General features: G+C 72.5%; 9 protein-coding genes. 3 read left to right on the plus strand and 6 right to left on the minus strand.

Annotation, left to right across the window (positions count from 1 at the left end; all coding sequences use genetic code 11):
• Positions 1-153: 153 nt before the first annotated feature.
• The 5 genes from ACFVT1_RS29875 to ACFVT1_RS29895 all read right to left on the minus strand — a co-directional run bounded on the left by ACFVT1_RS29875 (position 154) and on the right by ACFVT1_RS29895 (position 6,960).
• Positions 154-3,201, minus strand: coding sequence for an NPCBM/NEW2 domain-containing protein (locus tag ACFVT1_RS29875; RefSeq protein ID WP_389800890.1), 3,048 nt, complete (start codon positions 3,199-3,201; stop codon positions 154-156).
• Between the two features lie 137 nt (positions 3,202-3,338).
• Positions 3,339-4,568 (minus strand): cysteine--1-D-myo-inosityl 2-amino-2-deoxy-alpha-D-glucopyranoside ligase, encoded by a 1,230-nt coding sequence (gene mshC / locus ACFVT1_RS29880; RefSeq protein WP_389800892.1) that lies wholly within the window; start codon positions 4,566-4,568, stop codon positions 3,339-3,341.
• Positions 4,569-4,720: 152 nt separating this feature from the next.
• Complete coding sequence (locus ACFVT1_RS29885; RefSeq protein WP_389800894.1) at positions 4,721-5,575, minus strand: SCO1664 family protein; 855 nt, start codon at positions 5,573-5,575, stop codon at positions 4,721-4,723.
• The gene (locus ACFVT1_RS29890; protein ID WP_072484378.1) at positions 5,539-6,129 is read right to left on the minus strand and encodes a DUF3090 domain-containing protein; all 591 of its coding nucleotides are present in this window, start codon (positions 6,127-6,129) and stop codon (positions 5,539-5,541) included. Before ACFVT1_RS29890 ends, ACFVT1_RS29885 begins: the two co-directional genes overlap by 37 nt.
• Before the next feature lie 108 nt (positions 6,130-6,237).
• Positions 6,238-6,960 (minus strand): histidine phosphatase family protein, encoded by a 723-nt coding sequence (locus tag ACFVT1_RS29895; protein WP_389800896.1) that lies wholly within the window; start codon positions 6,958-6,960, stop codon positions 6,238-6,240.
• A gap of 120 nt (positions 6,961-7,080) precedes the next feature.
• Between ACFVT1_RS29895 and corA the strand changes: the two genes are divergently transcribed.
• The gene (corA, locus tag ACFVT1_RS29900; RefSeq protein ID WP_389800898.1) at positions 7,081-8,076 is read left to right on the plus strand and encodes a magnesium/cobalt transporter CorA; all 996 of its coding nucleotides are present in this window, start codon (positions 7,081-7,083) and stop codon (positions 8,074-8,076) included.
• A 205-nt stretch (positions 8,077-8,281) separates the two neighbouring features.
• Here the strand turns inward: corA and ACFVT1_RS29905 are convergent, their stop codons facing one another.
• Entirely contained in the window at positions 8,282-9,331 is a 1,050-nt protein-coding gene (locus ACFVT1_RS29905; RefSeq protein ID WP_389800900.1) for an LLM class F420-dependent oxidoreductase, read from the minus strand.
• Positions 9,332-9,471: 140 nt separating this feature from the next.
• On the opposite strand from ACFVT1_RS29905, the gene ACFVT1_RS29910 reads away from it, so the two are divergent.
• Positions 9,472-10,455 (plus strand): aldo/keto reductase, encoded by a 984-nt coding sequence (locus ACFVT1_RS29910; protein WP_389800902.1) that lies wholly within the window; start codon positions 9,472-9,474, stop codon positions 10,453-10,455.
• Complete coding sequence (locus ACFVT1_RS29915) at positions 10,452-12,872, plus strand: helix-hairpin-helix domain-containing protein (protein WP_389800904.1); 2,421 nt, start codon at positions 10,452-10,454, stop codon at positions 12,870-12,872. The genes ACFVT1_RS29910 and ACFVT1_RS29915 overlap by 4 nt, the downstream gene beginning before the upstream one ends.
• The last annotated feature ends 126 nt before the right edge of the window (positions 12,873-12,998 follow it).

The raw sequence follows: 12,998 nt of genomic DNA on the forward strand, positions 1-12,998 counted from the left end.
CCCTATATCTACACAAATAGTTTCGGCGCCCGCGTCAGTTGTTTATAAGACACAGCACCTCGGAGCACTCACCCCACGGGTGGCGCGCCGGGCGGGCCCCACCCGCCCGCCGCTCCTGTGCTGTCCGGGTCGTTCAGGGACATCCGGCCCTTTTCAGGAGCAGGTGAACCGCGCCGCGGCCCAGTCCCCGTGGTCGCCGGTCTTGGAACCGTTGGTGTCCGTGACCTTCAAGTGCACATGGCGCGCGCCGTCGAGCTTCACCTCGACCGGTACGGTGGCCGACGCCCCCGTCACCTTCGGCGAGGTCCACAGCACCTTGCCGTCCGCCTCGACGGAGAACGCCACTTCGCCGTAGCCGTCGATCTCGTCGTCGATGCCCGCGTCCGCGGTGAAGGCGGTGCAGCGCCCGCCGAGGTAGACCTCGATGTCGGAGTCGGCGTGGGTGCCGATCCCCTTCTCGTACGTCGTGCCCGCGAGGGTCAGCGGGTGTCCGTCGGCCGCGCCCGACTCGCCGTTGCTGCGGTCCCGCTCGGCAGGCCCGTAGCCGTTCACCGACTTCAGCCACACCAGGTCGCTCGCCCAGGCCTCACCGGTGGGCGGCGCCGGCATCACTCCGGCGGCGAACCGCTGGACGGTGGTCCGGGACTCACCGGCCGACCGGTAGCGGGCAAGTGCGGTGATCCTCGCCTCCCCCGCCGTGGCGTCCTTCGCCGGGGTGACCGGCACCTCGACCCGCCGGGTGGTGCCCGCCGGGATCCGGCCCACGGTCGCGGCCGGTGCGGCCTGCCAGCCGTCGGGAACGTCCAGGGCGATCGCGGCGTCCGTCACATCGGCGTTGCCCGCGGTGACATCGACGGCGACGGTGCCTTCGGTCCCGGCGCCGACCTCCTGGCCGGCCGGCACGGAGACGACGGCCGTCGCGGCGGCGTTCCGCCCGCCGACCGCGCTCGTCCGCTTCAGCTTCAGGGAGAACTTCTTGTCGGTGGGGAGCGGCGCGGTCTTGATCTTCACGACACCGCCGCGATCGTCCTGGTCGTACCACCAACCCTGCTTCGCGGCCTTGTACGCGGCCGCGGACGCCAGCCGGGGCAGCGTGCCGTCGAGCGCGACCGTGCTCGGTGCGGATCCGGTGTGCACGCTGAACTCGTACGGGCGTGTCCGCTGCTTGCCGGTGAACTCCCCCTTGCTCGCCCCGATCCGTACGGTGACGTCGCCCGCCCCCCGGGCCGGTGCGTCCACGTCGGCGGTCTGGGTGGCGTACTTGCCGCCGCGGTGCTCCCGGGTGACGCCGTCGTCCTCGTACAGCGTGAAGGACGACCTGCCCTGCGGGTAGATGTCCCAGGCGAGCGGGGAGGCGGCGGTCCGGTCCTGGTACGAGCGGATGCCGGGCCACATCGGCACACTGGCACCGCCCTTCACGAACAGCGGCAGGGTGTCGAGCGGAGCGCTGTAGTGGTCGACGGTGGTCGGGCCCTCGTATGTGCGGCCGCTCCAGTAGTCGGTCCAGGTGCCCTTCGGCAGGTAGATGCCGTTGCGCTCCGCGGTGTCCTCGTACACGGGCGCGACGAGGAAGTCCTCGCCGGACATGAATTCGTACTTCGCGGCGTCCGTCGCCGCCTTCGGGTCGTCCGGGTATTCGAGGGCCAGGGGCCGGACCATGCCGACGCCGGTGTTCGTGGCCTCGTGCGCGTAGGAGTACTGGTAGGGCAGCAGCGACTCCTTGAGCTTGAGGTAGTCGCGGTTGATGGAGGTGTACGGCTCCCCGTACCGGTAGGGCTGCTTGTCGCTGGCCGCCCAGCCGTCCATGGTCATCGTGGTCCCCAGGAACATCTTCCACTGGAGGTCACGGGTGTACGTCTTGGCGCTGCCGCCGAAGATGCCGTCGACGTCGCCGGTCGTGTAGGCGAGACCGGACATCGTGGCGCCCGCGTAGGTCGGGATCTGCCAGCGTATGTAGTCCCAGGTGCCGTACTGGTCACCGGACCACTGGACGCCGCAGCGCTGGGCGCCCGCCCAGCTCTCGGGGGCGTAGGTGAATCCGCGGGCGTCGCTGTTGTCCTCGATGCCCTTGTACGCGTCCTTGCAGCCGTCGAGGGCGAACTTGTAGCCCGCGCCGACCCAGGCGACGTCCAGCTTGGCGACCCGCTGGCCGGCCTTGACCTGGTCGGCGAGCTTGTCGATGCCGTCCTCGGTCCACAGGCCGAGTTGCATGCCGCGGTCCTGGAGCCCCTTGGCGGTCTCCGCGAGGTTCTCGTGGCCGCAGCCGTAGCCGTCGTTGACGAGCATCCAGCCGTTCGGCATGTCGTGCTCGACGTACCCGTCGGCGACCTCCAGGGCGTCCAGAGTGTGCCGCTCACCGCGGTTGGCGTTGTGGAGGTAGCAGTCGGCGTCGCCGATCTCCATTCCGTACACGGGCGGCAGGAAGGGCTTGCCGGTGAGCTTCGTGTACTGGCCGATGACGTCCTTGGCGCTGCCGCCCGCGAAGTAGTAGGCGTCGAAGCGCTTCTCCTTCGCACTGGTGGTCACCGGGTCGGTAAAGGCGTAGGTGTTCGGCGCATAGGTGTTGCGGAAGACGCCGTACCCCGCCGAGGAGAGGTAGAACGGCACCGAGTTGGGGTGGCCGCCGTCGTCCCAGTCGTAGTCGACGCCGACCTCGACGGTCTTGCCGCGGTGCGAGGTGTTGCCGCGGCCGTTCTGCATTCCGGCGCCGTAGAACTGCTCGTCGGCGCCTCGGGCCAGCGTCTGGGTGGTCCGCTCGGCGTTCCAGCTCAGCCCCGCGGCCTCGGACCAGACCCTGGTTCCGTCCGCGCGGTACAGAGCGAAGCGCAGGGGCGACTTGTAGGCGCGCAGGGTGACGCTGCCGGTGGAGAGTTCGTAGCGGTCGCCCCGCTCCTTCCAGCGGGTGTGCGGCGGGGTGCCCTGCGGCAGGACCATGTCGCCGCCGGCCGGATCGGAGAACGTGCCGTCCGGGGCGAGTTCGATACGGAAGGTCTCGGCGGAGACGAAGCTGACGCGGGCCGCGGCGGCGCCGGCCCTCAGCTGGTAGACGGGTCCGCGGGCGGAGAACCCGGTGACGTCGCCGACCGTGGCGGTGTCCGGTTCGGCGGCGCCGGCCTGACCGGCGCCGGGCCCCGCGAAGACGGCGACCAGCCCCAGCAAGGCTGCAACTGCCGCCGCTCTGATGCGCGTTGATGATTGCATAGAGCGCTTTTAGCGCAGGATCGAGCACTTGACCATGGACAAAACGGAACCGGCCCCGAACTTCGTCGAGAAGTCCAAGGCCGGCTCGGGGAAGGCGGTCAGGGGAGTCCCACCGCGCGCGGCAGGTGCGGGCGGCGCTACAGAGCGACACCCAGCAGCGCGTCGACGGTGCGCGAGACGAGGCCGGGTGCGCCCTCGTCCGTACCGCCCTCGGCGTTCTGACGCTCCGCCCAGCGGTCCACGGCGGCCAGCGCGGCCGGTGCGTCCAGGTCGTCGGCGAGGGCCTCGCGGACCTCCTCGACCAGGGCCTCGGCAGGCAGTCCGTCGGGGCGCGAGACGGCAGAACGCCAGCGTCCGAGCCGCTCGACGGCGTCGGCGAGCACCTGGTCGGTCCACTCCCAGTCGGACCGGTAGTGGTGCGAGAGCAGGGCGAGGCGGATCGCCGCCGGGTCCACGCCGTCGTGGCGGAGCTTCGAGACGAAGACCAGGTTGCCCCTGGACTTGGACATCTTCTCGCCGTCCAGAGCGACCATTCCGGCGTGTACGTACGCCTGGGCGAACGGGTGCTCGCCGGTCAGCACCTGAGCGTGCGAAGCGCCCATCTCGTGGTGCGGGAAGGCGAGATCGGACCCGCCTCCCTGGACGTCGAAACCCATGCCGAGGTGGTCCAGCGCGATGGCGACGCACTCGATGTGCCAGCCCGGCCGACCGGGGCCGAGGGAGGCCCCGTCCCAGCTCGGCTCGCCCTCGCGGGCGGCCATCCAGAGCATCGGGTCGAGCGGGTTCTTCTTGCCGGGGCGCTCGGGGTCGCCGCCGCGCTCGGCGGAGAGCAGCCGCATCGCCTCGGCGTCGAGGTGGGAGACCCCGCCGAAGTGCGGGTCGGTCTCGACGGAGAAGTACACGTCCCCGTCGAGTTCGTAGGCGGCGCCTGCGTCCCGGAGCCGTTCGACGAGCGGGACGATGCCCGGTATCGCCTCGACGGCACCGATGTAGTGCTTCGGGGGAAGCATGCGCAGGGCAGTCATGTCCTCGCGGAACAGGGCCGTCTCGCGCTCGGCGAGTTCGGTCCAGTCCTGACCGTCGCGCACGGCCCGCTCCAGCAGCGGGTCGTCCACGTCGGTCACGTTCTGGACATAGTGAACCTGCCGCTTGGTGTCGAGCCACACGCGCTGAACGAGGTCGAACGCGTTGTAGGTCGCCGCATGACCCATGTGGGTCGCGTCGTACGGCGTGATGCCGCAGACGTAGATGCGGGCGACGGGACCGGGGTCAAGGGCGATCCGTCCGCCGGTCGCGGTGTCGTGGATCCGAAGGTCGCGGCCCTTGCCAGGCAGGGCGGGGACCTCAGAAGCGGGCCAGGCATGCATGCCACGAGCGTAACCGGATGCATGTTCCGGATACGAACCGGATACCGGATCCTGGCCGAAGAGGCGGTCTTGTGCGGCAGGGGTTCATCTGCTTCGGCACGGGTCCGCCCCGGGTGCCCCCGCCCTTCAGCTGCCGGAGTGGCTCGAATTCGTCATACCGGTGGCCAGGGGATCGACGGCCATGCGCCGCTCGGCTCCGGGTGCCGCCCCGAGGCCTTCAGCCCCGCCACGCGCCCCCGCAGCGCCTCGATCTCGGCCGCGGTGATCAGCTCGGCCAGCCGGGTGACGAGCGGGGTCCCCGGCGCCAGCTCCGTATCCAGCCGGTCCACGACCTCGGCGGCCTCGGCCGTCAGCGACTCCCCCGCCCACCCCCACAGCAGGGTGCGCAGCTTGTCCTCGGCGTTGAAAGTCACACCGTGGTCGATGCCGTAGAGCCGGCCGCCGGGCGCGGGCAGCAGATGGCCGCCCTTGCGGTCACCGTTGTTGATCACGGCGTCGAGGACCGCCAGCCGCCGCAGCCGCGGATCGTCCGCGTGCACCAGCAGGGCCGTCCTGCCCTCCCCCACCTCGGCGAGGGCGACGCCCTTCCAGCCCTCCCCCGGCTCCTCGTCCTCGACGAGCGCGAGCAGCGGCGGCAGGCCGTCCGCGGAAGGCTCCTCGCTCTCCGGGGCCGCCTCGATCCACAGCTGGCACATGCCCTCGCCGTACGGCCCGTCCCGCAGCACGGTGGGCGGTATGAGCCCCCATCCGGTTGCCTCGGAGATCTCGTACGCGGCCACCTCGCGCCCGGCGAGCGTGCCGTCGGGGAAGTCCCACAGGGGCTGCTCCCCGGCCACGGGCTTGTAGACGCAGGTCACCTCGTCCCCGTCGTGGGCGACCGTGCAGTAGAGCACCGCGTTGGACGCCCCGCGGACCTGCCCGCGGACGGTGAGCCGGCCCCGGGTGAGCACGGTGACCAGCTCGGCGTCGGTCAGGCTCCGCGGCGGTACCCGTTCTGGCGCGGGCATACGTGTCCTTCCGGGTCGAGCGGCAGGCTGCACAGCGGGCACGGCGGGCGTCCGGCGTTCACGACGTCGAGGGCGCGCTTGGCGAAGGCCCGGGCCTGTGCGCCGCTGAGGCGGACGCGGAGCATGGGCGGGCCGTTCTCCTCGTCCTGGAGCAGCCGCTCCTCGGCCTCCGCGAGATCCTCGTCGGAGTCCACGTCCAGCTCGACGAGCGCCTGCGCCTCGACGATCATGCGCTGTTCCTCGCCGTCCCAGGCGAGCGCCATCGTGCCGACCCGGAACTCCTCCTCGACGGGCACGTCGAGAGGGGCGGTGTCGGTGACGTCCATGGGCGCCACCGCGGGGACCGGAGAGTTCCCGCCGGTCCGCCGCACCACCTCGTCGAGCAGTTCGTCGATGCGTTCGGCGAGCGCGGCGACCTGAGTCTTCTCCAGGGCGACGCTGGTGACGCGTCCGCCTGAGGATGCCTGCAGGAAGAACGTACGACGTCCAGGCAACCCGACCGTACCGGCCACGAAGCGGTCCGGGGGGTCGTAGAGGAACACCTGACGGGACACGTCCTGTCTCCCTTGAAAATTGACGGCAGATGAGGGGCGGCCGGGCTCCGGGGGACTCCCCCGGTGGAAAGGGTGCCTACGGCGCGTCCACCCTACTGCGCGAAGCGATCACGGTGCCCCAGCGCCGCCGCCGACCGCGGCGTCCGCATCGGCGTCCGCCGCCGGGCGCCGGTCCGGGTCCGTTCCGGCAGGGTGCTCCCGCGGCGCCAGCGCGGCCAGGTCTCCCGTGTCTCCGAGCCGCAGCAGGAAGGGACGCAGCCTGGTGTAGCGGATCGCGGTGACCGAACAGGGGTCGGCCTGGATCCGCTGGAAGAGGTCGAGGTGCATGCCGAGCGCGTCGGCGACGAGGGCCTTGATGATGTCGCCGTGCGAGCACATCACGTAGGCGGCGTCGTCACCGTGCTCCGCCTCGATCCGCGCGTTCCAGTCGCGCACCGCGTCGACGGCGCGTGCCTGCATGGCGCGCATGGACTCCCCGCCGGGGAACGCCGCGGCCGACGGATGCTGCTGCACGACGCCCATCAGCGGCTCGTCGGCGAGTTCCGCGAGCTTGCGCCCCGACCAGTCGCCGTAGTCGCACTCGCTGATCCGCTCCTCGGTGTGCAGCACCAGCTCCGGCCGCGCGTCGAGCAGCGGTCGCAGGGTCTCCCGGCAGCGCTGCAGGGGGCTGCTGACGGCGGCGGCCAGCGGCAGCGCGGCCAGCCGTCCGGGCAGCGCCGCGGCCTGTGCGGCACCGCGTTCGTCGAGCGCGACACCGGGGGTGCGGCCCGCGAGCACCCCGGCCGTGTTGGCGGTGGAGCGTCCATGGCGTACGAGGATCAGGGTGGGCATACGGGCCAGCGTAAGGGCTGTCCCGTCATCCCTGGCGGGCGTGCGACGACAAGCCACGGCACCTCGCCGCGTCGGGCCGCTGCCGCCGATGAGGTGCGCCGGGGACCGGAGCAGGGAAGAATGCGCGCCGTGATTGTGGACTGTGCGATCTACCGGGGCGGACGTCGTACCGAGGGCCCCGCCGACCTCTCCGACGCCCTCGCGGAGGCACGGGCCACCGGGGACGCGTTCCTGTGGATCGGGCTGTACGAGCCGACGGAGAGCGAGATCGAACGCGTCAGCAGCGAGTTCGGGCTCCATCCGCTGGCCGTGGAGGACGCCTTGAGAGCGCATCAGAGGCCCAAGCTGGAGGTGTACGACGACTCGCTCTTCGCGGTCATCAAGCCTGTGGTGTACGAACATCTGAGCGACACGGTCTCCGCCGACGAGCTGATGGCCTTCATCGGCGATTCGTTCGTCGTGACGGTCCGGCACGGGGAGGGCGCGCCGCTCGCGGCGGTACGCCGCCGGCTGGAGGCGGAACCGGACGTTCTCAAGCACGGACCGACCGCGGTGCTGTACGCGATCAGCGACGCGGTCGTCGACCACTACATGGAGGTGGCGGCCGAGCTCCAGGTCGACCTGGAGGAGCTGGAGACCGAGGTGTTCGCGCCGACCGGCGCCGTGGACACCAAGAACACCGCGTCCCGCATCTACATGTTCAAGCGGCAGCTCCTGGAGTTCCGCCGGGCCGCGAGCCCGCTGAGCGCCCCCATGGCCCGTCTGGCGAGCGCGGAGGTGCCGTTCGTCCACGAGCACTCGCAGCCGTTCTTCCGCGACGTGAGCGACCACCTGACGCGCGCCAACGAGTACGTGGAGGGGCTGGACCGGCTGCTGTCCGACATCCTCTCGGCGCATCTGGCCCAGGTGGGCGTGCGGCAGAACGACGACATGCGCAAGATCTCGGCCTGGGCGGCGATGGCCGCCGTCCCCACGATGGTGGCGGGGATCTACGGCATGAACTTCGAGCACATGCCGGAACTCCGCTGGGTGTGGGCCTATCCGGCGGTGATCGTGCTGATGGGCGGCGTGGTCTTCGGCCTGTACCGGTTGTTCAAGCGGCGCGGCTGGCTCTGACGGGCGGCCGGCTCCGCTGGCGCTCCCGGCACTCCCGGCCCGGTGGGCCCGCGGCAGCGGACCGTGCACCGTTCGGCGTAACCCCGCGCCCCCGAGCGCGTTGTTCCGTGCAACGGCCGTGGCGGGGAGACCCCGAGCCCCCACCACGGCCGTAGCGCTGCCCCGGAGCCCCCGACAGGAACCCCGGAGGTCCGTGGCACTCGGGCTAGGCGAGCCCGGACCGCTCCAGCGCATCCGTGCCGGCCCGCAGAGCCGCGATCCGCTCGTCGAGCGTGAACCCGGCCGGGGCCAGCGTCAGCGTCGTGACGCCCGCCGCGGCGTACGCCTGCATCCGGTCGGCGATCCGCTCGACCGGACCGAGCAACGCGGTCTGGTCGATCAGCTGGTGCGGCACCGCGGCAGCGGCGCCGCTCTTGTCGCCGGACAGGTACTTGTCCTGGATCTCGGCGGCCTCCTTCTCGTACCCCATGCGCTGCGCGAGCTGGTTGTAGAAGTTCTGCCCGCGGCTGCCCATGCCGCCCACGTACAGGGCGGTGTACGGACGGAACATGTCCGCGAGACCGTTGATGTCGTCGCCGAGGGCGAGCGGCAGCGTCGGGCAGACGTCGAAGCCCTCCATGGTCCTGCCGGCCTTCTCACGGCCCGCCCGCAGGAACTTCACGGCGGTCTCCTCAAGATGCTCCGCCGAGGGGAAGATCAGCAGCGCGCCGTCGGCGATCTCGCCGGTCTGCTCCAGGTTCTTCGGGCCGATCGCGGCGATGTAGAGCGGGATGTGCTCGCGCTGCGGGTGGACGGTGAGCTTGATGGGCTTGCCCGGACCGTCCGGCAGCGGGAGCGTCCAGTGCTGCCCCTCGTACGACAGCCGCTCACGGGACATCGCCTTGCGGACGATCTCGACGTACTCCCGGGTGCGGGCCAGCGGCTTGTCGAACTTGACGCCATACCAGCCCTCGGAGACCTGCGGTCCCGACACGCCGAGGCCGAGCCGGAACCGGCCGCCGGAGAGCGAGTCGAGGGTGGCCGCGGTCATCGCCGTCATCGCGGGCTGGCGGGCCGGGATCTGCATGATCGCGGAACCGACGTCGATGGACTCGGTCTGGGCGGCGACCCAGGAGAGCACCGTCGGCGCGTCGGAGCCGTACGCCTCGGCCGCCCAGCAGACGTCGTAACCGAGCCGGTCGGCCTCCTGGGCGACTGCGAGGTTGTCGCCGTCCATTCCCGCACCCCAGTAACCGAGATTGATGCCGAGCCGCATAGCCGCTCCCCTTACTGATCAGTAACGTCCCTGGGTTCCGGACTCTAGCGCGCGGCGGCGGGTTCCGGCAGGGGCGACTTGATGCCGGGTCGTCCACAGGCTTCCGCCGGGTGGGGTCCCGGCCAGTAATCTCAGCGCCCATGGAGCAGAGGCATCTCGGCCGCACCGGCCTTCGAGTGTCCCGGATCGGGCTCGGCACCCTCACCTGGGGCCGGGACACCGACGAGCACGACGCTGCCGAACAGCTGAAAGCCTTCTGGGAGGCGGGCGGCACGCTGGTCGACACCGCTGACGTGTACGGCGGCGGCGAGGCCGAGTACCTGCTCGGGCGGCTCACGGAGGGGCTGGTGCCGCGCCAGGATCTGGTCATCGCCACGAAGGCCGGCAGCGTGGCCGACCCGTACCGCAGGTTCAACGGCTCGCGCGGGCATCTGCTGGCCGCACTGGACGCCTCCCTGGAACGGCTCGGCACGGACTATGTGGATCTGTGGCAGATCCACGCCTTCGACCCGGTGACTCCGCTGGAGGAGACCCTTCAGGCGGTGGACCTGGCGGTCTCCACCGGCCGCGCCCGGTACGCGGGGGTGTCGAACTTCTGCGGCTGGCAGCTGGCCAAGGCGGCCACCTGGCAGCTCGCCTCGCCCGGGGTGCGCACCCGGCTGGCGAGCACCCAGATGGAATACTCCCTGCTGCAGCGGGGCGTGGAACGCGAAGTGCTGCCGGCCGCGCACGATCTGGGCGTGGGGCTGCTGCCCTCCTCCCCGCTGGGCCGGGGGGTCCTGACCGGGAAGTACCGGGCGGGCACTCCGGCGGACTCGCGCGGCGCCTCGGAGCTGCTGGCCCCGTTCGTCGAGCCGTATCTCGACGACCCGGCGAGCCGCATCGTGGACGCGGTGTCGACCGCGGCCGACGGCCTGGCCACGACGCCGCTCCAGGTGGCTCTCGCCTGGGTGCGGGACCGGCCCGGGGTGGTGGCCCCGATCGTCGGTGCGCGCAACGCGCACCAGCTCGCGGAGGCGTTGTCAGTGGAGGCGCTTAGTCTTCCTGACGAGATCTGCCAGGCGCTCGACGATGTTTCGGCGCCCGTGCACCGCTATCCCGACCAGGACTGGAGCACGCTGTGACTGCGCTTCCCCGGGGGGAAACCCCCGGCTCCCCGGCCGCCGACGACACCGGCGTCGTCGCGGACCCCTCCACCGACGCGCCCGCCCCGTCCGCACCGGACGAGGGGCACGGGACGGACGGGGGACCGACGGCGGCCGAGGGTGCCGCCGACGCCGCGGAGACGGACGGCGACGGCTCCGGGGCCACCGGCGCGGACGGCGTGGAGCCACCCCCGGTGAACGACCAGGCAGCCGAAGCCGCCGAGCCCGGTGACACGACCGGCACCGACGGCGCCATCGATACCGACGCCGGAACCGACGCCGACCCGGCGGGCACGGCCGACGGCACCGGGGGCGGGGCGGCCGCCGACCCCGCCCCGCTCTCCGAGGCCGAGGCCGAACTGGCCGCGCAGCGTGAGCTGCGGGAGCGGATCGAGCAGCGCAAGGCCGAGAAGGAGGGCCCCATCGCCGCCGGTGCGAAGCTGAGCGGCCGGGCGGCCGATCTGCTGGCGGCCGTGCGTGCGGTGGAGAGCGGCGAGAAGCCCGCGACCGCGTTCTTCGATTCGCCCGCACCCGCCGCACCCCGCCGGACCGCTGCGGTCCCCGCGCCGGCACGCACGCGCGGGCCCGAACCGGCCCCGGCTCCGGCTCCCGCTCCGCAGGGCCCCTCGCCGGAGGCCGTGGGCGCGGTGGCGGCCGTACTGGCCGAGGGCGGGGCTCCCGGCGCGCTGGCGGGTCCGGCGGCGGAGGTCCTCGGCGCCCAGGCGGCCGATGCGCTGCGCGAGGACCCCTGGCAGTTGCTGACCGTGCCGGGAGTCGGGCCGGACCAGGCCGACGGTTTCGCACGGGCCCTGCTGGGCGCCGGGTGCGGGCCGGACGACGAGCGGCGGACCGCCGCCCTGGTCGGCTGGCTGCTGGAGCGGGCCGCGCTCCAGGGCCATACGGCGCTGGACGGGACCGCGGTATGTGCGGCGCTCGCCGAGCGCTCGGTGAGCGACCCCGGAGCCGCCGTGGACCACGCCGTCGCCGAGGGCGTGGTCCTGGCCTTCCGGGACGACGGGGGCGAAGAGGGCGACGAGAGCGGCCACGACGAGGGCGACCAGGGGTCCGCAACGGTCGCGGAGCACGGCGCGGACGCGGGAGAGGACGCGGAGGACGGGGCCGGACAGCAGCCGGTGCGGGTGCTCCTGGGTCTCGACCGGTACGCGCTCGCCGAGGAGAGCCTCGCCGATGGTCTGGCCCGGCTGGTCAACGCCTGCGAGAAGGACGCCGACTGGACGGAGGCGGCCTCCGCCGCGGGCTCCCCGTCGGCAGCCGAGCTGATCCGTGCGGTCGCGGCCCACGGCCTGGTGGCGCACACCGGCGGCGAAGCGGCCAGGGCCGAACCCGCGGCCCTGATCGGCGCGGCCCGCGGCCTCGGACTGCGTGCCCTGGGTGCCGCGCACAGCGTGGACGGCAGGCAGCGGCTGGCCGGGGCGACCGGTGATCCGTCGGCGGCCGTCACCCTCACCGGGCTGCTCTCCGGTACGGAGGGTCCGGGGCGGGACGAGGAGGGGGCGATCGCGGTCGACCTGCTCGTCGTGCTGGACGCCCCGCAGCTGGACGTCGAGACCGCCGCGATCCTCGTGGAGTCCCTGGCCGACGGCACCCGGCTGGTGCTCAGCGGCGACCCGGGCGTGCTGGGCTCGGCCGGCGCGGGACGGGTGTTCGCGGATGTGCTCGCGGCCCGCGCCTGCCCGCAGATCGTGTCCCGTACACCCGATCCGGGGCCGATCGGCGAACTGGTCTCCGGCATCGGCATCGGCGAGCTGAACCAGGTCGCGGCGCCCGGCAAGGAGGTGGTGATCGTCCCCGTGCGCGACGCGGGCGAGGCGGTGCACCGCACCGTGCAGCTGGTCGCCGACTCGGTGCCGCGCGCCATCGGGGTACCGTCGGCCGACACCCAGGTGATCACCGTCGGCCACGGCGGCTCGGCGGGCACCCGGGCGCTGAACGCGGCGCTCAAGCAGCGGCTCAACCCCGGTCCGGGGCGGTTCGGCGGCTTCGACCCGGGCGACCGCGTCGTCCATGTCCCGACGCCCGGCAGGACCCTGCCCGGGGTGGTCGTCTCGGCCGACGCCGAGGGCCTGCGCCTGGACTGCGCGGGCACGGAGCTCGTCGTGGCTCAGGCGCGGGTGGCGTCGTCCGTACGGCACGGCTGGGCGCTCAGCGCCCATCAGGCAGCCGGAATGCGGTGGCCCGCCGTGGTCGTCGTGCTGCCCGGCGACGCCGCGCAGGGGCTGACCCGCCCCTGGGTGTACACGGCGTTCAGTCGCGGCGAGCGGCATCTGTCCGTCGTGCACGGGGTGGATCAGGCGCTCCCGCGCGCGGTCGCCGAGTCCCCGGCCGAGAACCGCACGACGCGACTGCGCACCCTGCTGGAGGCACAGGCCCGGTGACCGGGCCGCGCCCGCTCCCTGGCCGTCGGGCGGGGGGCGTTACCCGCCCCACCCCCCGGCCCGGCAGGAGCTGTCCACCACCCCCCCGGCCCGCTCCGCCACCGGCCCCGCAACCGCGGAAAAAGC

This window comes from Streptomyces sp. NPDC057963, assembly GCF_042887155.1.
Classification (GTDB): Bacteria; Actinomycetota; Actinomycetes; order Streptomycetales; family Streptomycetaceae; genus Streptomyces.

Coding starts and splice junctions, on each gene's coding strand:
- ACFVT1_RS29875 (WP_389800890.1), bottom strand. CDS start 3,201: ATGCAATCATCAACGCGCATCAGAGCGGCGGCAGTTGCAGCCTTGCTG.
- mshC (WP_389800892.1), bottom strand. CDS start 4,568: ATGCATGCCTGGCCCGCTTCTGAGGTCCCCGCCCTGCCTGGCAAGGGC.
- ACFVT1_RS29885 (WP_389800894.1), bottom strand. CDS start 5,575: ATGCCCGCGCCAGAACGGGTACCGCCGCGGAGCCTGACCGACGCCGAG.
- ACFVT1_RS29895 (WP_389800896.1), bottom strand. CDS start 6,960: ATGCCCACCCTGATCCTCGTACGCCATGGACGCTCCACCGCCAACACG.
- corA (WP_389800898.1), top strand. CDS start 7,081: ATGCGCGCCGTGATTGTGGACTGTGCGATCTACCGGGGCGGACGTCGT.
- ACFVT1_RS29905 (WP_389800900.1), bottom strand. CDS start 9,331: ATGCGGCTCGGCATCAATCTCGGTTACTGGGGTGCGGGAATGGACGGC.
- ACFVT1_RS29910 (WP_389800902.1), top strand. CDS start 9,472: ATGGAGCAGAGGCATCTCGGCCGCACCGGCCTTCGAGTGTCCCGGATC.